The sequence below is a fragment of the Pseudomonas sp. 10B238 genome, from assembly GCF_000970615.1.
In the GTDB taxonomy this organism is placed as follows: Bacteria; Pseudomonadota; Gammaproteobacteria; order Pseudomonadales; family Pseudomonadaceae; genus Stutzerimonas.
The window spans coordinates 158,236-178,026 of sequence record NZ_KQ033928.1; the positions used below are offsets into that span (position 1 = coordinate 158,236).

At 62.7% G+C, this 19,791-nt stretch carries 16 protein-coding genes; 8 read left to right on the plus strand and 8 right to left on the minus strand.

From position 1 onward, the window contains the following. Positions 1-27: 27 nt before the first annotated feature. Positions 28-1,209, plus strand: coding sequence for a GGDEF domain-containing protein (locus RT21_RS03030; RefSeq protein WP_046161560.1), 1,182 nt, complete (start codon positions 28-30; stop codon positions 1,207-1,209). Between the two features lie 7 nt (positions 1,210-1,216). On the opposite strand, the gene RT21_RS03035 is transcribed toward RT21_RS03030, so the two are convergent. Continuing rightward, complete coding sequence (locus RT21_RS03035; protein ID WP_045423569.1) at positions 1,217-1,618, minus strand: acyl-CoA thioesterase; 402 nt, start codon at positions 1,616-1,618, stop codon at positions 1,217-1,219. Positions 1,619-1,835: 217 nt separating this feature from the next. Here RT21_RS03035 and RT21_RS03040 point away from each other — a divergent pair, with 217 nt between their 5' ends. The 5 genes from RT21_RS03040 (at position 1,836) to phoU (ending at position 8,837) form a co-directional block, all read left to right on the plus strand. Then, complete coding sequence (locus RT21_RS03040) at positions 1,836-2,810, plus strand: PstS family phosphate ABC transporter substrate-binding protein (protein ID WP_046161561.1); 975 nt, start codon at positions 1,836-1,838, stop codon at positions 2,808-2,810. Between the two features lie 215 nt (positions 2,811-3,025). Next, positions 3,026-5,302, plus strand: coding sequence for an ABC transporter permease subunit (locus tag RT21_RS03045; protein ID WP_046161562.1), 2,277 nt, complete (start codon positions 3,026-3,028; stop codon positions 5,300-5,302). A 108-nt stretch (positions 5,303-5,410) separates the two neighbouring features. Further along, entirely contained in the window at positions 5,411-7,027 is a 1,617-nt protein-coding gene (pstA, locus tag RT21_RS03050) for a phosphate ABC transporter permease PstA (RefSeq protein WP_177327050.1), read from the plus strand. A gap of 80 nt (positions 7,028-7,107) precedes the next feature. Next, a complete protein-coding gene (gene pstB / locus RT21_RS03055; RefSeq protein WP_045423577.1) occupies positions 7,108-7,938 on the plus strand; it encodes a phosphate ABC transporter ATP-binding protein PstB in 831 nt (276 codons plus the stop codon). Between the two features lie 176 nt (positions 7,939-8,114). Then, positions 8,115-8,837: a phosphate signaling complex protein PhoU gene (gene phoU / locus RT21_RS03060; RefSeq protein WP_045423579.1), complete on the plus strand. Its 723-nt coding sequence runs from the start codon at positions 8,115-8,117 to the stop codon at positions 8,835-8,837. 185 nt (positions 8,838-9,022) lie between these two features. Here the strand turns inward: phoU and RT21_RS03065 are convergent, their stop codons facing one another. Further along, positions 9,023-9,937: a LysR family transcriptional regulator gene (locus RT21_RS03065; protein WP_046161564.1), complete on the minus strand. Its 915-nt coding sequence runs from the start codon at positions 9,935-9,937 to the stop codon at positions 9,023-9,025. An 87-nt stretch (positions 9,938-10,024) separates the two neighbouring features. Here RT21_RS03065 and RT21_RS03070 point away from each other — a divergent pair, with 87 nt between their 5' ends. Then, positions 10,025-10,963, plus strand: coding sequence for a DMT family transporter (locus RT21_RS03070; RefSeq protein WP_046161829.1), 939 nt, complete (start codon positions 10,025-10,027; stop codon positions 10,961-10,963). Between the two features lie 140 nt (positions 10,964-11,103). On the opposite strand, the gene RT21_RS03075 is transcribed toward RT21_RS03070, so the two are convergent. The 5 genes from RT21_RS03075 to RT21_RS03095 all read right to left on the minus strand — a co-directional run bounded on the left by RT21_RS03075 (position 11,104) and on the right by RT21_RS03095 (position 17,086). After that, positions 11,104-12,477, minus strand: coding sequence for a GTPase/DUF3482 domain-containing protein (locus tag RT21_RS03075; RefSeq protein ID WP_046161565.1), 1,374 nt, complete (start codon positions 12,475-12,477; stop codon positions 11,104-11,106). A 156-nt stretch (positions 12,478-12,633) separates the two neighbouring features. Then, a complete protein-coding gene (locus tag RT21_RS03080) occupies positions 12,634-14,028 on the minus strand; it encodes a DUF2868 domain-containing protein (protein WP_046161566.1) in 1,395 nt (464 codons plus the stop codon). Between the two features lie 63 nt (positions 14,029-14,091). After that, on the minus strand, positions 14,092-15,570 hold the full coding sequence (locus RT21_RS03085; protein ID WP_045423590.1) for a tripartite tricarboxylate transporter permease: 1,479 nt from the start codon (positions 15,568-15,570) through the stop codon (positions 14,092-14,094). Between the two features lie 24 nt (positions 15,571-15,594). After that, complete coding sequence (locus RT21_RS03090; protein WP_046161567.1) at positions 15,595-16,095, minus strand: tripartite tricarboxylate transporter TctB family protein; 501 nt, start codon at positions 16,093-16,095, stop codon at positions 15,595-15,597. 13 nt (positions 16,096-16,108) lie between these two features. Next, positions 16,109-17,086 carry a Bug family tripartite tricarboxylate transporter substrate binding protein gene (locus RT21_RS03095; protein WP_200598788.1) on the minus strand — a complete coding sequence of 326 codons (978 nt, stop codon included), beginning with the start codon at positions 17,084-17,086 and terminating at the stop codon, positions 16,109-16,111. A 209-nt stretch (positions 17,087-17,295) separates the two neighbouring features. On the opposite strand from RT21_RS03095, the gene RT21_RS03100 reads away from it, so the two are divergent. Then, on the plus strand, positions 17,296-18,486 hold the full coding sequence (locus RT21_RS03100; protein ID WP_046161569.1) for a CaiB/BaiF CoA transferase family protein: 1,191 nt from the start codon (positions 17,296-17,298) through the stop codon (positions 18,484-18,486). Between the two features lie 87 nt (positions 18,487-18,573). Here RT21_RS03100 and RT21_RS03105 read toward each other — a convergent pair whose 3' ends face one another. Continuing rightward, the gene (locus RT21_RS03105; protein ID WP_046161570.1) at positions 18,574-19,686 is read right to left on the minus strand and encodes a glycerophosphodiester phosphodiesterase; all 1,113 of its coding nucleotides are present in this window, start codon (positions 19,684-19,686) and stop codon (positions 18,574-18,576) included. Positions 19,687-19,791 lie beyond the last annotated feature (105 nt).

Consider the following 19,791-nt stretch of genomic DNA (forward strand, 5'->3'; position numbering starts at 1 on the left):
GCCCGCGCCATCACCTGAGCAACGTCGATGCAGCCCCTAGAACAGCAGTCTGCCGAAGATTTCCGCGATACCCCGCATGGCAGGCAGCTGCTGGCAGGCTTTCGTGGCCTGCTGTTTGCACCTGACCTGGAAAGCGAATTTCGCCGTTATTTGGGGCGTCAGGCGCGCTTTGCGCAAGTGCTGGGTGCCTGCCTTTTGCTGTTGGTGGTGGCCGGTTATCACTATGCCGAACGGCAGCTATATGCCGGGTCTGACCCGAGGTGGCTGCGCGAGTTGACCCTGCTGCGTTTGGTGGAAATGGCGCCGGGTGTAGCGATCCTGCTCATGTCGGTCTTTCACCGGCGGGTCCGGCTGGTTGCCAACCGACTGTTTCCGTTGCTGCTGGTGCTGGTTGGGATCGTTGCGGCGCGCATCGATATCCATTACGAAGTCTCCCAGACGGAACTGGCGTTCCGCTACGGTGCTGGGCTGTTGATCGTCTGTTCGTTCTTCTTTCTCGGCATCACCTTCTGGCGAGCGCTGATTAGTGCGGCGTCGATCATCCTGATCGATATCTTGATGGCCGCGCTCATCCTCTCTTCCAGCGAAATGCAGGTGCATTGGATCTCGGTCAGCTATTACGTGTTGCTGTTGACGATCGGAGCAATCAGTCGCTACATCCATGAATACTCGCAGCGTGAGCAATTCCTGGTACGCCAGCTGCTCGGCTGGGTCGCGCAGCACGACTCGCTGACTGGTCTGGCGAACCGCCGTAGCTTTGATGCAGCTCTGCGGCAGACGCTCTTGCAAGCCCGTCGGGACCGCCAGCCGCTCGCGCTGCTACTCCTGGATCTGGATAACTTCAAAGCCTACAACGACAGTCTGGGACACCCGGCCGGCGATGCGCTGATCCGCGATTTCGGCGACTTACTGGGCCGTTTCTCCCGGCGGCCGATGGATCTGGCAGCCCGGGTCGGGGGGGAAGAGTTCGCGTTGTTGCTGCTCAATTGCGATGAGAGCTCGGCGCAGGCCATCGCGGCGCAGCTTCTGTCTGAACTCGCTGAACGTGCCATCCCTCATCCGGCATCAGCTCAGAGCGCATGCGCCACAACGAGCATTGGCATTGCGATGTGGCAGCCAGGGCAGACCGCCGAACAACTCTATCAGGCCGCCGATTCGGCGTTGTACCAAGCCAAGCAGGCCGGAAAAAACCGCTACGTGGTGCGCTGATCGGCTTTCAGCGGCGTGGCGTGACCGGGCGGGTGCGGCCGCTGCCATCAATGGCGACAAAGACGAATACCGCCTCGGTGACCTTGCGCCACTCGCTGGACAGCGGGTCATCACTCCACACTTCCACCAGCATGCGGATCGAGCTGCGGCCGACATCCAGCGTCTGGGTGTAGAACGAAAGCTGCGCGCCGACTGCCACCGGCACCATGAAGGCCATGCGGTCGATGGACACCGTTGCCACACGACCGGCGGCGACGCGGCTGGCCATGGCGGTGCCGGCCAGATCCATCTGTGATACCAGCCAGCCCCCGAAAATATCGCCGAAACCGTTGGTCTCACGCGGCAGGGCGGTCAGCTGCAAGGCCAGGTCGCCCTGCGGGATTGGATCTTCCTGTTCGTATTCGTTCATCGGTCGGACTCGCGGCGCGTTTGTTTTTCTTGCGCGAAAAGCCCGCAGCAGTGCGGGCGGGGGCGAGTATAGCGGCTGTAGATAGTCACAGCGACCGGGCAGGCCTAAAGTTCAGTATCGTCACCAGATTGTCATATTCAGTTCATAGAGTGTTCACACGGCCTGCAGACAATGGCCCCCGTTCCAAACACTGACACACCCCTGCTAGGAGCATGGAATGAAACTGAATCGTTTGATGGCGGCCCTGACCTTTGTTGCCGCTGGTGTAGGCGCTGCCAACGCAGTGGCCGCGGTTGATCCAGCACTGCCGACCTATGAGAAGACCTCCGGCGTATCCGGCAACCTGTCCAGCGTCGGTTCCGACTCCCTGGCCAACCTGATGACTCTGTGGGCTGAAGACTTCAAGCGCAGCTACCCGAACGTCAACATCCAGATTCAGGCCGCCGGCTCCTCCACCGCACCGCCCGCGCTGACCGAAGGCACGGCCAACCTCGGCCCGATGAGCCGTCCGATGAAGGACAACGAAATCCAGGCCTTCGAAGAGAAGTACGGCTACAAGCCGACTGCTGTGCCGGTCGCTATCGACGCCTTGGCCGTGTTCGTCCACAAGGACAACCCGATCAAGAGCCTGGATATCGAGCAGGTCGACGCGATCTTCTCCAGCACCCGCCTGTGCGGTGGCGAAAAGGACATCACCACCTGGGGTGACGTCGGCCTGACCGGCGAGTGGGCGAGCAAGCCGATCCAGCTGTTCGGTCGTAACTCGGTTTCCGGTACCTATGGCTACTTCAAGGAAGAAGCGCTGTGCAAGGGTGACTTCAAGCCTAACGTCAACGAGCAGCCGGGCTCCGCTTCGGTGGTGCAGTCGATCTCCAGCACCCTGAACGCCATCGGTTACTCAGGCATCGGCTACAAGACTTCCAGCGTCCGCGCTGTGCCCCTGTCCAAGGGTGGCGAAGCCTTTGAAGCCAACGAAGAGAACGCTCTGGCTGGCAAGTTCCCGCTGGCACGCTTCTTCTACGTCTACGTCAACAAGGCGCCGAACAAGCCGCTGAGCCCGATCGACGCCGAGTTCCTCAAGCTTGTGCTGTCGAAGCAGGGCCAGGAAGTCGTGGTCAAGGACGGCTACATCCCGCTGCCGAAGAAAGTGGTCGACAAGACCCTTAGCGACCTGGGTCTGCAGAACGACTAAACCCAGCAGCGTTCAGGCCTGCAGCGACCGCTGCAAGGCTTGAGTTCGACGCCCACCACGCTTCTTGCGCCGGTGGGCGTTGTCACGTCACCTCGCTGTAATTTTTCTGTCACACGGCTGCATTAAATTAGGCGCCCGACCGGCCATCAAGCCAGGAAACGACTCGCGCCAACGGCGCAGCAGTTTAAGCGGCCTGAGTGGCCAGGAACCTTCGCATGAACGATATCGAGACCATGAGCGCGAATTCCGATGTGCAGCGGCTGGATTTCAACACCCCGGCCCTGCAGCGCAAGCGCCGTATCCGCGCATTAAAAGACAAGCTGGCGCGCTGGTATGTCTCCATTGGCGGCCTCGCCGTGCTTGGCGCCATCACCCTGATTTTCTTCTATCTCGCGCAGGTCGTAGCGCCCATGTTTCAGGGCGCCGAACTGGAGGCGCGTGAAGTGCAGCAGCCGGCCTGGCTGGCCGATGCCGGCGAGCCGCTGTTGCTGGCCGTGGAAGAGCAGAACAAGGTGGCGATGCGTCTGGGTAGCGACGGAGCCGTTCGTTTCTTCAGCGTACCCACTGGCGACCTGCTGCGTACCGTAGAGTTGCCGCTGCCGGCTGGCAGCCAGATCGTCTCGGTCGGCCAGGACACGCCGGGCAATCGCCGCATGGTGCTGGGGCTGAGCAACGGCCAAGTGCTGGTTGCAGAGCACAATTACAAAGTCAGCTACCCGGAAGGCAAGAAGACCATCACGCCGCAGCTGGACTACCCCTTCGGTGAACAACCGCTGAACCTTGATCCGCAAGGGCGGCCCATCGAGCATGCAGGCATCAGTCTCAACGGCTCGACCCTGATGGTCGCAGGCGCTACGAATGGCGCGTTGCATGCCTTGAAAATCGTCTCCACTGAAAATTTGATGACCGGTGAAAAAAGCCTTGAAGAGGAGCGGATGGATCTGCCGCAACTCTCCGAGCCAATCAAGGCGCTGCGCATCGACCCGCGGCACATGTGGTTGTTCGCCGTGAGCGGTCGCGCCAGCGTTGATGTCTTCGATCTGCGCCGCAAGCAACTCAACGGTCGCTACAAGCTACTTGGCGGCAAAGGCGAGATCACCACGGTAGCCTCGCTGCTGGGCGGCATCTCGCTGATGGTCGGCGACTCGAATGGCAGCATCGGTCAGTGGTTCATGGTGCGCAGCAACGACGGTCAGCCTGAACTGAAGAACGTGCGCAACTTTCAGCTGGCCGATCAACCGATCACACAAATTCTTCCCGAAGAGCGCCGCAAGGGCTTCCTTGCCCTCGACAGCGCCGGCACTCTGGGCATCTTCCACAGCACGGCTCATCGCGAGCTGCTGACCGAGCAGGTCGCAGAGGGCGCTGCCGTCGCCGCCATGTCGCCTCGGGCCACGCGCCTGTTGGTCGAATCAGGTGACCAGCTGCAGCGTTTCGTGATCGACAATCCGCACCCGGAGATTTCCTGGAGCGCGCTCTGGGGCAAGGTCTGGTACGAAAGTTACCCGGAGCCGGACTACGTTTGGCAGTCCACGTCGGCTACCGGTGACTTCGAGCCCAAGCTGAGCCTCTCGCCACTGGCGTTCGGTACGCTCAAGGCGGCGTTCTACGCGATGCTGCTGGCCGCTCCGCTGGCGATCTGCGCCGCGCTGTATACCGCGTATTTCATGGCGCCGACGCTACGCCGCAAGGTCAAGCCGGTGATCGAACTGATGGAGGCGCTGCCAACGGTCATCCTCGGCTTCTTTGCCGGCTTGTTCCTCGCGCCCTATTTGGAAAACCACCTGCCCGGCATTTTCAGCCTGCTGCTGCTGATGCCAGTGGCGATTCTCTTCGCCGGTTGGTTCTGGAGCCGGCTGCCGGAAAACATTCGCCTGAGCGTGCCGGATGGTTGGGAAGCGCTGTTGCTGATACCGGTGATCCTTGTGGTGGGTTGGGGCTCCCTGGCCATCAGCGGATACCTGGAAAACTGGTTCTTCGGTGGTGACATGCGCCTGTGGCTGTCCAACGACATGGGCATCCCCTTCGACCAGCGCAACGCTCTGGTGATTGGCATCGCAATGGGCTTCGCGGTGATCCCGACGATCTACTCGATTGCCGAAGACGCCGTGTTCAGTGTGCCGCGCAGCCTCACGCTAGGTTCCCTGGCACTCGGCGCCACGCCCTGGCAGACGCTGACCCGCGTGGTGCTGTTGACCGCCAGTCCCGGCATCTTCTCCGCATTGATGATCGGCATGGGCCGCGCCGTGGGCGAAACCATGATCGTGCTGATGGCCACCGGCAACACGCCGATCATGGAAGCCAACATCTTCGAAGGCATGCGCACCCTGGCGGCCAACGTCGCAGTGGAAATGCCCGAATCGGAAGTGGGCAGCACTCACTATCGCGTGCTGTTTCTCGCCGCGATGGTGCTGCTGATGTTCACCTTCGTGATGAACACCCTGGCCGAGCTGATCCGCCAGCGCCTGCGCCTCAAGTACGCCAGCCTGTAATAAAGAACGCAGCCGGTGACGGCTGCGACAAGTTTTCGACAAAGGTATCGATCCGTGAAAAAGGATTCGCTGAAAACCTGGATCAAGAGCGGCAGCCCCTGGGTCTGGATGAACGCGGGCGCCGTGGCGATCGCCGTGATCATGACCCTCGGCCTGCTGGCGGTAATCGCCGTGCGCGGCCTCGAGCATTTCTGGCCGGACGATGTGATCGTCGCCGACTACCAAGTGCCGGGATCGCAGCCGCGGGTGATGGCTGGCGAAGTGGTGCAGGCTGAAGAAGTGCCGCGTGCACGTCTGGCGGCCAGTGGGCTGCCGGTGGACGTCGAAGGCGGCGAGTTCATGACCCGTGAGCTGCTCAAGGTCGGTAACCGCGAGGTCTACGGTGCGGACTTCTCCTGGGTCGTCGGCGAGTGGCTGAGCAATCAGCGCAAGCCGGCCGATCTGGTGGCGCTGGAGCGCCGCGAGTGGGGCAACTTCTATGGCGAGCTGTTGAACGTCAAAGAAGGCGGTCAACTGGTGGCCGAGGGCGATGCCGCATGGCCAGAGCTGCAAAAGCGCATTGACCGCATCGACAGCCTGCATGCCGGGATCGCCAAGCTGGAAAAGGTCGACATCGGTCGCATCAACCATGGCCTGGAACGCCTGCGTCTGAAGACCCGCAAGCTGGAGCTGGACGATAAGCTCGATGCGGCCGCACAGGCCGAACTCGATGCCGAGCGGGCGCAGTGGGACGCCGAATACAAGGCGCTCGAGAGCGAGCTGGTCGCGCTCTACACAGGCTTCAATCGCGACAGCATCACCATGCGCACCATGGACGGTCAGGAAAAGGAGATCAGCCTCGGCAAGATCGTCCGTGCCTACCGCCCGAACGCCATGTCGACGCTCGACAAGCTAGGCTTCTACTTTGCCAAGGTGTGGGAGTTCGTCAGTGACGAACCACGTGAGGCGAACACCGAAGGCGGCATCTTTCCGGCAATTTTCGGCACCGTGCTGATGACCATCATCATGGCGGTGATCGTCACCCCGTTCGGCGTGATTGCGGCGGTCTACCTGCGTGAATATGCCAAGCAAGGCCTGCTGACCCGCATCATCCGCATCGCGGTCAACAACCTCGCCGGGGTTCCCTCGATCGTCTACGGCGTGTTCGGCCTGGGCTTCTTCGTCTACGTCCTGGGTGGTTCGCTTGATCAGATCTTCTACCCCGAAGCAGCTCCGGCGCCGGTGTTCGGCACTCCAGGCCTGGTGTGGGCATCGTTGACCCTGGCGATCCTGACGCTGCCGGTGGTCATCGTGGCCACCGAGGAAGGCCTGGCCCGTATTCCGCGTATTCTCCGCGAAGGCTCGCTGGCGCTGGGTGCGACCAAGTCCGAGACGCTGTGGAAAGTGGTCCTGCCGATGGCCAGCCCGGCGATGATGACCGGCCTGATTCTCGCCGTGGCCCGTGCCGCCGGCGAGGTCGCACCCTTGATGCTGGTGGGTGTGGTCAAGCTGGCGCCGAGCCTGCCGCTCAACGGTAACTACCCCTACCTGCACCTGGATCAGAAGATCATGCACCTGGGCTTTCATATCTATGATGTCGGCTTCCAGAGCCCCAACGTCGAGGCGGCGCGGCCGCTGGTCTATGCAACGGCGCTGCTGCTGGTGCTGGTGATCGCGACGCTGAACCTCTCGGCCGTCGTGATCCGTAACCATCTGCGCGAAAAATACAAAGCGCTCGACCACTAATAGCCGACAGACCCGCTGGTGGCCCGGCGCTGCAACGATCGCAGCCCGAGCTTCTAGCCTCCAGCGATACGGAGACATCCATGTCACAAGCAAAGACGCATTCCATCGACATTTCGGCGCTGGGTCGCGACAAGCGGGCGCTGAGCCTGGCCAACGAAGCCGTGGCCATCGAAGTGCCTGACCTGAGCCTCTACTACGGCGAAAAGCAGGCGCTGTACAACGTCAGCATGAACATCCCGCGCCAACGTGTGACGGCCTTTATCGGCCCGTCCGGTTGCGGCAAGTCGACTCTGCTGCGCTGCTTCAACCGCATGAATGATCTGGTCGACGGCTGCCGTATCGAAGGCGCCATCAACCTCGATGGCCACAACATCTACCGCAAGGGTGAGGACGTCGCCGACCTGCGTCGTCGCGTCGGCATGGTGTTCCAGAAGCCGAACCCGTTCCCCAAGAGCATCTACGAGAACGTCGTCTACGGCCTGCGCATCCAGGGCATCAAGCAGAAGCGCGTGCTGGACGAGACCGTCGAATGGGCGCTCAAGGGCGCCGCGCTGTGGGAAGAAGTGAAGGACCGCCTGCACGAATCGGCCCTCGGCCTTTCCGGTGGTCAGCAGCAGCGTCTGGTTATCGCCCGTACCATCGCCGTGCAACCCGAAGTGCTGCTGCTGGACGAGCCGAGTTCGGCGCTCGACCCGATTTCCTCGTTGAAAGTCGAAGAGCTGATTTACGAGCTCAAGGCCAAGTACACCATCGTCATCGTCACCCACAACATGCAGCAGGCCGCGCGGGTGTCCGACTACACCGCGTTCATGTACATGGGCAAGCTGATCGAGTACGGCGACACCGACACGCTGTTCACCAATCCCGAAAAGAAGCAGACCGAAGACTACATCACCGGCCGCTACGGTTGATGCCATGGGAAATCTCCTCTGGCTTTGTCGGGCGCGCTTGCCGTACTACTCGTACTGTCAGCGCGCGCCCTCCGCACCAGTGAAGATTTCCCAAGGGCCTCAACGTTAACTCGACAATTTTTCAGGTGCGCTGCGCACCAGAGCCGCCTAGCGGCAGCCTCCTCGGAGCGAAACAGATGATCAGCAAAGACAGCCACACCCAACACATCTCCCAGCAGTTCAACGCCGAGCTGGAAGAGGTGCGCAGCCATCTCCTGGCCATGGGTGGCCTGGTGGAAAAGCAGGTCAACGATGCGGTTACTGCGCTGATCGATGCCGATTCCGGGCTCGCGCAGCAGGTGCGCGACGTGGATGATCAGATCAACCATATGGAGCGCGACATCGACGAAGAGTGCATTCGTATTCTCGCGCGCCGCCAGCCAGCGGCCTCCGATCTGCGCCTGATCATTAGCATCTCCAAGTCGGTCATCGATCTGGAGCGCATCGGTGACGAAGCGACCAAGATCGCCCGTCGTGCCATCGAACTGTGCGAAGACGGCGAGTCGCCACGCGGCTATGTCGAGGTCCGCCATATCGGTGATCAGGTACGTCGGATGGTGCAGGAGTCACTGGATGCCTTCGCCCGCTTCGACGCCGAGCTGGCGCTGTCGGTGGCGCAGTACGACAAGACGGTCGACCGCGAATACAAGACTGCGCTGCGCGAACTGGTCACCTACATGATGGAAGACCCTCGCTCGATTTCTCGCGTACTCAGCGTGATCTGGGTGCTGCGCTCGCTGGAACGTATCGGCGACCACGCGCGCAACATTGCTGAAATGGTGATCTATCTGGTGCGCGGCACCGACGTGCGTCACCTGGGCCTTACGCGCATGGCCGAGGAAGTCGCCAAGCGCGACTGATCCTTTTTGGGGAAACGCCGGGCGCTGTGACTGCCCTGGCGGGCTGAAGCCCACCCTACGGGAGCTCGTTTTCCAGATTGTAGGGTGGGCTTCAGCCCACCAAGAGCCAAAGGCCGCTCGGTGCTCTGGCTACCTTTGCGCTAGAGGCGGCACGCCGCAGTAGCCGTCACATATCGGTATGGTGCTTAGCTCGTGGTCAGCGCCTCGCTTAGGTAGTCAATTAGCACCCGCTGCTTCGGCGGCAGGTGCAGGTTCTGTCGCCACAGGAGCCAGGCCGCGCCCTGATACGAGCCGGTGTAGCGCCACTGCGGCAGCACTTCGCGCAAGCGCCCCTCCGCCAGCGCTTGCGCCGCCGTGAATTGCGGCAGCACCGTGATACCGATATCCCCTACCGCTGCATCCAGCCGCGCTTCGCTGTGATTGCTGATATAGCGGCCACGCACCGTCACTACTTCCTGCTGATCGCCGTTGCTGAAATGCCAACGGTTGTCGCCAGCGTTTTCACCCAGAAACATGCAGCTGTGTCTGAGCAATTCCTGCGGATGCTGCGGCGTGCCTTGCTGTTGCAGGTAGTGCGGGCTCGCGCAGAGCAGCTGGCGTACCGGCCCAAGCGGTTTGCCGGCGAGGCCTTCTGGTGGTTGGTCGGTGACTTTCACCAGCAGGTCGAAGCCATCCTCGATCAGGTCGGGGCTCTGGTCGCTGATGTGCAGTTGCACGTCGACATCGGCGTAACGGTGCAGGAAATTCGGCATCAGCGGACTGATGACAAACTTTCCGTAGGCTTTTGGCACGCTCAGGCGCACAAGCCCGCGGGGGCGGCTCATCAGGCGTTCGCCGATGGCCAGCGCCTGCTCGGCAGCGTCGAGCATTGCCCTGCAATGGGCGTAGAACTCACTGCCGGCTTCGTTCAATCGCAGCTGCCGTGTTGTGCGCTCCAGCAACCGCAACGACAACTCCTGCTCCAGCCGCGCGACCTGGCGGCTCACTGCCGAAGCGGTGGTGCCAAGCTGCCGGGCGGCGGCGGAGAAGCTGCCGGCTTCCACCACGCGCACGAACACTGCCATTCCCGGTAACAGCGTTGTCCTGTAATTCGTTCTCATGGCGAACAAGTCCTTTGCTGAATCACTGGATTATCGACCTCAGCGTATCAATGGACAATCGCCTCGATCTGAAGAGGGGTGATGGGCATGCACGACTGGCGCGGTGTCACACAACGCAATCTCTGGCTGGCCGATGCCATGCTACTGATGGTGGCGATCATCTGGGGCAGCAGCTACGCGGTGGCCAAGCAGGCCCTGTGGTTCTATCCGGTGCTGGGATTTCTGGCGATCCGCTTCGGGCTGACCTTTGTTCTGCTGTTGCCGCAGCTGCGCGGGGATGGGTTGCGCGCGATTCGGCCGGGCTTACCGCTGGGCCTGGTGATGCTGGGGATCTTTCTCTGCGAAACCTGGGGGGTGATGCTCACCACCGCCAGCAACGCGGCCTTTCTCATCAGCCTGTGCGTGGTGTTCACGCCCTTCGTGGAATGGGCGATGGTGCGTCAGCGCCCGAGCAACCTGTTGTTTGTGGCTTGTGCCCTGTCGTTGGTCGGCGTCTGGCTGCTGACCGGAGGCATGGCAATCTCGCTCAACCCGGGGGATGGGCTGATGTTAGCAGCCGCAGTATTGCGCGCCGTGCTGGTGTGCCTGACGCGACGGCTGACAGCTGATCAGCAGGTGCCGCCGCTCGCACTGACGGCGGTGCAAAGCGGGGTTGTGATGTTGGGTTGTCTGCTACTGGGCCTATCACTGCCGGGTGGCTTGCTGACGTTGCCGCAGAGTCCGGCATTCTGGGCCGCGACCCTGTACCTGGTGGCCTTCGCCACGTTGTTTGCTCTCTATGTACAGAACCTGGCGCTTGGCCGCACCAGCGCTACACGTGTTTCTTTGTTGATGGGGTCCGAGCCGCTGTTCGGCGCGATTATCGCCGGGCTCTGGCTGGGGGAGCGATTGACGCTGACGGAATGGTCCGGCGGGCTGCTGATCATGCTGGCGACGCTGGGCGCGTTGCGTTTCGGTAGCGTGGCGGCGCCAGTCGTGGGTGAGGGCAGGGAGCCGGCTGCCTGCCCGGCAACGTCCAGGCATTAGGGGAAGTGAAACACTTATGCGGTAGCGCTACGGTGGGCTGAAGCCCACCCTACGGCCGAGCGTGGTGTCTTCATGTAGGGTGGGCTTCAGCCCACCAGAATCCCCATGGCTCTCCGCACATCAGGGACTGCCGCAACGGCTTAGCTGCGCTGCAGAGTCCGCACCAGTTCCATCAGTTGCTGCTGTCGCTCGGATTGCTCCAGGCGTGAGCCGGGGTTCAGAGAAGACCATTGCGGATGTGCGCGGCAACGATGCAAGGCCTCAGGCAGCTTACCCTCGCGCCAGGCCTTGTCGTCCGGTGCGTCGAGACGGATCGCCTCCATTGCGGCGTGCCCACGGGCGGCGAGGGCGACGAGCAGCTGGCGTTGCCGTACAGCGAGCAGGCGCAGCACGCCATCATCGACGGTCAATTCGCGCTGGCCCTTGAGTTTGCCCAACAGGCGGTTGCCATAGTGCCTGGCGGTCTGCGCTCCGCCGCCGGCAAGTGCTCCCAGCAGTGCGGCCGCGCCCATGGTGATACCGCCAACCATGAGGTCGACCCCAGCACCGGCGGCCGCGCCGGCCGCCATCCCGCCGCCGATCTTGACGCCCAGCTCCTTGAGCGTTTCGGGATTGAACAGGTCATTACCCCAGCGACCGTCGAGCAGAGGCAAATCGGCGGCCGCCGCATCCTGTGGACGGAACCCGTATAGCCGCAGTAATGCTTCGACGCAGCGTTGCTCGCGGGAACGCACGGCGTCGTGCAATTCACGGATGGCGCCGCGCTCCAGGTCTGGCTGCGCCGCAACGCTGCGGCGACAAGCGGCCACATCGACCAGCAGTTCGGCGATCAACCGGTTGCCTTCGCTCAGCCGCGCGGCTGCCTGGGCCTCGTGGTCGTCGATCAGCCGCTGCAGTTTGGGCCGCGACTGTTCCAGTAGCAGCGCCAGGCTTTCATAGAGTCGGCGCTCGCCATCAATCGGTGGTGCCACGCTGTCGAAGCGCACCAGCGCGTGCAGGCCCAGGCGCGCCAGCGCTTCGCGCCATTGCTCTTCGCGGTGTCCGGTTTGCGCGACGAAGTTGAGCACCGGCAACAGCGGCTTGCCACAGCCGGCCAGCACCGCCAGCTCATCCTTGTATTTCGCGAGCACCGGTTCGCGGGCATCGATCACATAGAGCCCGGCATCGCTGGCCAGCAGCTGGCGCAAGACCTTGGCCTCCTGTTCAAAGCGCTGGCGCGCCTCGCTGCCATCGAGAAAACGGGCGGTGCGGGCCGGCCCGTCGAGGCGCTCGCCAGGGCGTTCGATGCGCTCGAGATGATCGAGCAGAGCGATGGCGTCCTCCAGGCCGGGCGTGTCGTAGAGCTCCAGTAGCGGTTCGCCGTCGACGGACAGTCGTGCACCTTCGACGTGGCGGGTGGTGCTCGGCCGATGCGAGACCTCGCCAAAGCTGACGTCGCGGGTCAGGGTGCGCAGCAGCGAGGTCTTGCCGACATTGGTGTGTCCGACCAGCGCGAGTTTTAGAGGTGCGCTCATGGCCTCGACTCCAGGTTGGCGTTTACGAGCCACGCGGCATATTGCGTGGCTGCCGCGTGCATCCGCTGCTTGTGTAGGAGCCAGCTTGCTGGCGATCCCTGCCGTGCGGCCGATTTGATAGCCAGCAAGCGGGCTTCTAGCGGAACCGAGCCGAGCTTAATCATGGCCAGTCTCCAACCAAGTCATGGGTGCGCTGCCCGAATGAGGTAGACCGAGGCTATCGAGCGCCTGATGCCAATCATGCAACCGATGGCTATCCAGCGCTTCGCCAGCGGGCGGTTGCAGCAACCAGACACGGCTCTGGGCCGCGCAACGGCTCAGCTCACCGATCAACGCCAGGGTGCCGCGATCCGGCGAACGACGCGGATCGCAGGCGATGGCCAGGCGTTGCGGTGGGAAGCGGGTCAGCTGCTCGAGCAGTCGCCGACGTTGCTCGCGGTCATCCAGCACGCCCGCATCAGCAACGGTTTTTGGCAGCTTTGGCGGCCACGGTTGGCTCTGGTCCAGCTCGATGCCGACCAGCACCGCGCCCTCGCTGCCGTCCAGTTGCGCACCGGCATTCGGTGCATGCAACTCTGCCGGCGCCGCGTCAGTGATGCCAAGGTGTTCGCTGGGCGGCTGAAGGCGCTCACGCAGCAGCCGGTAGGCCGGTAGTTGCAGGTCGAGCCGCAGCTGTGCCCGCCCACGTCGCCAACGCCACAGGCAGAGCAATGCCAGCAGCAGGCGCGGCAGCAGGCCGTAGATCAGCACCACGCCAACCAGCCAGCCCGCCCAGCTTTGACGCGCGCTTTCTACTCCGTCGGCCAGATCACCGCTGGCGCGGATCTGCGCCATGTCCGGCACGCTGAAACCCAGCAGCGATGGCAGCACGCCGAGCGCCTGCGTCAGACCGACGAATGCGTCTTCGCCAAGGATGGTGGTTTCCCAGACAAAGCCGTAACGCCGCGTGGCGAGCAGCGCGAGCAGCGTCACCAGGGCGCTGCTCATGGCAACCAGCCATAAGCCGTGCACGCCCAGCCCCAGCAGCCAACGCCCGAGCCGTCGCTGTTCCAGCACCGTCAACAGGGCTGGCGCCAACTGCAACGCGCGGGCGTCGCGGGCTAGCTTTTCGCTGAGCCAGAGCCACAACCGACCCAATGCACCGCTAGCGTCGCCCGCGAAGACAAAGCCCAGCAACCAGCCCAGCAGCGTCAGCAGATTCAGCCCGAGCAGGCTGCCCAGTGCCCAGAACACATTGACCGGCCGTATTCCGTCACCCAGCGCCGCAAGCGCCAACCCGGCCCCGGTAACCAGCGCCAGTAGCATCAGCGCATACCCGGCCAGCTTCGCGCCCTGCCGCCAATGACGCAGCGCGTCGAACAGCCCGTCGCGGCGCGCCAGCCACAGCGCCCGATGCTCGATCAGGTCTGGCAGTGCCCCACCTTGCGCACGGGCTTGCCGGTTGGCCTCGGCGTCATCGAGCGGGCCGGCATGTTCTTCCCGCAGGCGCACGGCTTCGGTCAGCCAGAGACGGTCGAGGGGATTCGGTGAGGCTGGGAGAGGTGCAGGCACACGGTTTCTCGTAGAAGGGCTCGGCCCTGAGGATAACCGCTGCCGGTCACAAGGGTGAAATGGTCAACGAGCCCGGATTCGCTCCTGCCAATAACGCCGAACGGCGAAGAAAAGCGACAAGCCGGTGAGCACGATGAAGATCCAGGTAATCGGCCCGCGGAAGAAGATCATCGGGTCGCCGCGGCCGATCAGCAGCGTGCGCCTGAGGTTGTCCTCGAACATTGGCCCGAGAATGAAGCCGAGGAGGAAGGGCGCTGTCGCGAACCCGGTACGGTTGAACAGATAGCCAATCACGCCGAAGAGCAGCATCAGGCCGATGTCGAACAGGCTGTTGTTCACTGCAAAGGCACCGTAGACGCAGAACATCAGCACGATGGGCAGCAGGATGGCCTTGGGGATCTCGGCGATCAGTGAGAAATACTTGATCACGCCGTGACCGACGAACAGCAGCACCGCCGAGCTCAGCATGATCCCGCAGAACAGTGCGTAGACCAACGTCAGGTTTTCCTGGAACAGCACCGGACCGGGCGTCAGCCCATGGATCATGAAAGCACCGAGGATGATCGCTGTGATCACATCGCCCGGGATACCCAGCGACAGCAGCGGTATGAGGGTTGCGCCGGCCACGCCGTTGTTGCCTGACTCGGCCGCGGCGACGCCTTCGAGTTCGCCTTTGCCGAAGTTCGCCCGGTTGGCCGAGCGCCGTTTGGCTTCGCTATAGGAGATGAATGATGCCGCGGTGGCGCCGGCGCCTGGAATGGCGCCGATTATCACGCCGATAAAGGAGCCGCGCACGATGGTGACGAGGCTGGATTTGAGTTCGCCAAGCGTCAGGCCAGCCCCGCTGGAGGCGGCGCGGATATGCGGGCCGGCCTTCTTCAGGTAGAAATCGATCACCTCGGGGATAGCGAACAGGCCGATCAGCAACGGCACGAAGGAGACCCGGTCCATCAGGTTGTAGTTATCGAAGGTCAGGCGTTGGCTGCCGTACACCGCATCCATGCCAATCATGGACACGATGACGCCGAAGCTGGCAGCGATCAGACCCTTGATCGGCGAGTCGCCTGCGATGGAGACGATGATGGTCAGCGAAAAGCAGATCAGCCAAAAGAACTCTGGCGGCCCGAAATTGAGCGCGACCTTGGCCAGGTAGGAGGCGAAAAGGATCAGCGCCAGGTTCGATAACACATCGGCGATGCATGATGAGTAGAGCGCCATCTGCAGCGCCTTCTTCGCCTTGCCCTGCTGCGTCAACGGATAGCCGTCGAGCAACGTGCAGGCGGCGGCCGGCGAACCGGGCGTGTGGATCAGAATGGCGGTGATCGAACCGCCGTACATGCCGCCCTTGTAGATGCCCACTAGCAGCAGGATCGCCGTCACCGGCTCCAGCGAAAAGGTGAAAGGCAGGGCTAGCGCAACGGCCATGGTCGCGGTAAGGCCAGGAATCGCGCCGATGACCACCCCAATCAACACGCCGATGAAGATGGCGATGAAATTGTCGACGCTGAGAAACAAGTCCAGGACTTCGGAAAAACCTTCCATTCGGTTACTCGCGTAAGGGCGCCGTCAGTTCCATAGCGTGCCGGAAGGCAGCGGGACATTCAGTACGTGGATGAACAGCAGGCTTACCAGCCACGGCAATGCGATCGCCAGCAGATAGAGCCAGGGCTTGCGCACCGGATGAGCGGCAAACAGCAGCAGCGTGCCGAGAATACCGGCGACGATGGCGCCGAGCAGATCGAACAGCAGCCAATAGGCGCCCAGCCCGGCCAACATCAGCAGCCAGCGCCGGGTTGGTGCACGTTCGGATTCGACGGCGGCGGTCCGTGCCGGCGGCCGCAAGCAGCCTTCAACCATCAACGCCAGCGACAACGCCGCGATCAGCCAGCCCGCCACACTGGGCAGCCAGCGTGGCGACTGCATGGGATTGTCGACCATGGGGGCTTCGTCGATATGGTTCGGCACCAGGTAGAACAGAAACACCAGCGCCGCGATCAACCAGAACACGCCCAGCCATGTGTTGAGATTGGCCCAGCGCGGGCGGCTCACCGCAGCATCGGTGGTCATCACCGGCCTCCGATCAGTTCAGCTCGGCCTGACCAGCTACACGCTGCCAGCGCTGAACGTCCTCGGCGACATAGTCACGGAAAGCATCGCCTTCCTCGGTCGCCGGCTCGCCACCGATCTGTGCGGCGAAATCCTTGAAGCCCTGATCGTCCATGACCTTGTCCAGTGCGGTCTGCAGCGTCTGGACGGCATGGTCGGACATTTGGTCATCGGCGATCAGCCCGAACCAGGCGGTCGTGACGAATTCGCCCAGGCCCAGGTCCGCGCCGATTTTGGACAGCGGCTCGACATCCGGCAGGTAGGGCGAGGTCTCTTTCGAGGTCACAGCCAGCGCCTTGAGCTTGCCGGACTGAATGTGCGAGAGCACGGTCGGCATGTTTTCGAAGGAGACGTCGACGTCGCCGCTGAGCAACGCAGGCAGTGCCTCACCGCTGCCACGGAAGGGCACGTGGGTCATCTGGGTGCCGGTCATGGTCTTGAACAACTCGCCGGACATATGGATCGAGCTGCCGATGCCGGCGGAGCTGAAGGTCATCTCCTTGGTCTTGGCCGCCTCGATGAATTCTTCTACCGAGTTGTACGGGCTGTCGGCCGGAACCACCATCACGTTGGGGATTTCGATGATGTTACGGATGAATTTGAAGTCTTTCACCGGCTCGTAGGGCAACTTCTTGTAGATCACCGGGCCGATGGTATGCCCCGGAGACGCCATCAGAATGGTGTGATCCGCGCCACGCCCGCCGCGGGCCAGTTGTCCGGTGGCCATGGTCGAGCCGGCGCCCGGCCGATTCTCGACGACCACCGTGCCGATCTGTTGCTGCAGCAGGTCGGCAACCTTGCGCGACAGGACGTCCGTGGTCCCGCCCGGTGCATAGGGCACCACCAGGCGGACGGTGTCGGTCGGCCATTCGGCGGCCTGGGCCAGCGAGGCGAGGGGGAGCGTGGCGGCCAGGAGAAACAGACTCAGGGTGCGCTTCATAGTCAGGGGCATGGTGGTGTTCTCTTCTTGTAGTTGTTGTAAGGCTGCGCGGATGGCGATCAGGCGACGCTGTCACCTTAAAAGGATCGAACCCTGACGGGAGTCCGATGAACGAAAAACGGTTCGGTAATCGCACAGATGTTTGCAGGCCATCTGTTGTGGTTTCGACCCGCTTGCGCCAGTTTCGACTCCATTGCCCGTACAGATTAGAAGGAGAGTCGATGAGCGTTCTGCAAGGCATCAAGGTACTGGATCTGACACGCATCCTCGCCGGGCCCTGGTCGACCATGGCCCTGGCGGACCTCGGCGCCGAGGTGTGGAAGATCGAAAGCCTGGAGGGTGACGACACTCGCAGCTGGATGCCGCCGGCTAAGGCCGCCATCTCCACCTACTACCTCAGCGCCAATCGCAACAAGCAGAGCCTGGCGGTGGACTTGCGTAAACCCGAGGGGCGTCAGCTGATCCTTGATCTGGCCGCGCAGGCCGACGTGGTGGTCGAAAATTTTCTGCCGGCGAGCCTCAAGCGCCTTGGGCTGGATTACGAGACGCTGGCAGCGGTCAATCCTCGGCTCATCCATTGCTCGATTACCGGATACGGGCGCGGCAACCCGATGGAAAACCGGCCTGGCTACGACTTCATCATCCAGGCCGAGAGCGGCTTCATGTCGATCACGGGCGACAAGGAGGGCGAGCCCATGCGCCTGGGCGTGGCTTTCATCGATCTGGTCACCGGCATGAATGCGGTTCAGGGCATTCTGGCGGCGCTGTTCGAGCGCGAGAAGTCCGGGCTCGGTCAGTCGGTGGATATCGCGCTGTCCGACAGTGCGCTGCACTTCCTGGCCAATGTCGCGTCCGGCTACCTCAACACGGGTAAGGTGCCGCAACGCTACGGCAATGCGCACGCCAGCATCGTGCCCTACCAGCTGTTCAACACCGCCGATGGCAGCATCGCCTTGGCCGTGGGCAACGACGAGCAGTATCGCCGCCTGTGTCTGGACGTGCTCAAGCGTCCAGATCTCCACAGCGACCCACGCTTTACCCAGAACAAGAGCCGCACCGAGAACCGTGAAGTGTTGCTCCCGATACTGCAGGATGCCTTTGCGAGCTGGAACAACGAGGCGTTGATCGGCGCATTGCGCGCGCAGGCGATTCCGGTCGGTGAAGTGAAGGATGTCGCTCAGGCGCTGGAGTCGGAAACGGCAAGCTACCGCGACCTCGTCATCAGCGCCGAGCATCCGGTCGCCGGGGAGGTGCGCATGGTGCGCAGCCCGCTGCGCTTCTCGCGTACGCCAACGGTTGTCGCCAAGGCGCCGCCGCTGCACGGTCAGCACACCGACAGCGTGCTCGCCCGTGTGCTCGGCAAAAGCGAAGCGGAATTGGCCGAGCTGCATCAAGCGGGCGTGATCGGCTGACTCGCTCGCTCAGCGCCGATCACTTGGCATAACAATCCGGACGTAGGAGTGCCCGGCCCTCCTGGCCGGGCGGGGTAGCGCTGGGTATTACTGCCCGCGCACTTTTACCGCGATATCCGGCTGATCGATGAACAGCCCGTCGATGCCAGCGTCGAGGAAGGCCTGTATGTCAGCTTCGATATTGCCGCGCTCGGTTGGGGAGTCGCCGTTGCGCAGATTGGCCGGAAGGAACACGTTCTCGGCGCGGAAGGTGTACGGGTGCACCTTCAGGCCAGCGGCGTGGGCGTTCGGCACGAAGTCGGTGGGCTGGCCGAGATTGCCGTTGGCGTCACGCGGAATGATGTAGCTCTTTTCGGGGCCGACGCCGGCGGCGTAGCGCGAGATGGCCTTCAGTCCTTCTGCGGTTGCCATCTGCGCATAGGTCAGTTTGCTGCCACGTACTTTCTGATCGTAGGGCTGCCCACCGCCAAACAGCTGGACCAGGCGCAGCTGCGTCAAGCCGCTGAGGGTCTTGAGGTTTTCCACTTCAAAGGACTGGATGTAGACCGGCGCACTGCGGCCTGCATAGCCGTTGCGGTGGAGGACGCGCACCAGTGGTTTTTCCATAGCCAGGCCAAGCTTCTGGAAGTGCGTCGGGTGCTTGGTTTCCGGGTACAGACCGATGCGGCGGCGCTCGCTCAGCTGCATGGTTTTCACCAGATCGATGATCTCCTGCAGCGTCGGGATTTCCAGGCTGCCGTCGAGCCGCGCGTTACCGGGGCGGATCGTTGGGATGCGCTCGATGGCGCGCAGGGTTTTCAGCTCGGCTAGGGTGAAGTCTTCGCTGAACCAGCCGGTGAGCTTCACGCCGTCGACCATTTGCGTGCGCTTGCGGTCGGCGAATTCGGGGTGCTGTGACACATCGGTGGTCAACCCCAGCTCGTTGTCGTGACGGGCGACCAGCTCGCCGTCGCGGGTCATGACGAGGTCCGGCTCGACATAGTCGGCGCCCTGCAGAATGGCCAGCGCGTAAGAGGCAAGGGTGTGCTCGGGCACGTAGCCACTGGCGCCGCGGTGGGCAATGACCAGCGGATGGGGCTCGTCGCGGCCGTTCTTGGCAGCGACCGAGGCGTCGGGCGTGGCGGCAAACGCGGCGATCGGCAGCAGCAGGCTGCAGGCGGCAAACAGGTGGCGCAAGGTAGGGCGGCTGTGGCGGGCCATTGTGGGCGTCTCCGTGGAAGGGGAGCGGTAAGCCTGAGGCGTCACAATGACGATAGCTTGACGCTTTGGTAAAGCGAAGATGACCGTTCGATGTTGTTGACGTGT

Excerpts from the sequence above, each read along its gene's own strand:
- RT21_RS03105 (WP_046161570.1), bottom strand. The coding sequence starts at position 19,686 with ATGGCCCGCCACAGCCGCCCTACCTTGCGCCACCTGTTTGCCGCCTGC.
- RT21_RS03045 (WP_046161562.1), top strand. The coding sequence starts at position 3,026 with ATGAACGATATCGAGACCATGAGCGCGAATTCCGATGTGCAGCGGCTG.
- pstB (WP_045423577.1), top strand. The coding sequence starts at position 7,108 with ATGTCACAAGCAAAGACGCATTCCATCGACATTTCGGCGCTGGGTCGC.
- phoU (WP_045423579.1), top strand. The coding sequence starts at position 8,115 with ATGATCAGCAAAGACAGCCACACCCAACACATCTCCCAGCAGTTCAAC.
- RT21_RS03065 (WP_046161564.1), bottom strand. The coding sequence starts at position 9,937 with ATGAGAACGAATTACAGGACAACGCTGTTACCGGGAATGGCAGTGTTC.
- RT21_RS03070 (WP_046161829.1), top strand. The coding sequence starts at position 10,025 with ATGCACGACTGGCGCGGTGTCACACAACGCAATCTCTGGCTGGCCGAT.
- RT21_RS03085 (WP_045423590.1), bottom strand. The coding sequence starts at position 15,570 with ATGGAAGGTTTTTCCGAAGTCCTGGACTTGTTTCTCAGCGTCGACAAT.
- RT21_RS03040 (WP_046161561.1), top strand. The coding sequence starts at position 1,836 with ATGAAACTGAATCGTTTGATGGCGGCCCTGACCTTTGTTGCCGCTGGT.
- RT21_RS03100 (WP_046161569.1), top strand. The coding sequence starts at position 17,296 with ATGAGCGTTCTGCAAGGCATCAAGGTACTGGATCTGACACGCATCCTC.
- RT21_RS03090 (WP_046161567.1), bottom strand. The coding sequence starts at position 16,095 with ATGACCACCGATGCTGCGGTGAGCCGCCCGCGCTGGGCCAATCTCAAC.
- RT21_RS03035 (WP_045423569.1), bottom strand. The coding sequence starts at position 1,618 with ATGAACGAATACGAACAGGAAGATCCAATCCCGCAGGGCGACCTGGCC.
- RT21_RS03095 (WP_200598788.1), bottom strand. The coding sequence starts at position 17,086 with ATGCCCCTGACTATGAAGCGCACCCTGAGTCTGTTTCTCCTGGCCGCC.
- RT21_RS03075 (WP_046161565.1), bottom strand. The coding sequence starts at position 12,477 with ATGAGCGCACCTCTAAAACTCGCGCTGGTCGGACACACCAATGTCGGC.
- pstA (WP_177327050.1), top strand. The coding sequence starts at position 5,411 with ATGAACGCGGGCGCCGTGGCGATCGCCGTGATCATGACCCTCGGCCTG.
- RT21_RS03030 (WP_046161560.1), top strand. The coding sequence starts at position 28 with ATGCAGCCCCTAGAACAGCAGTCTGCCGAAGATTTCCGCGATACCCCG.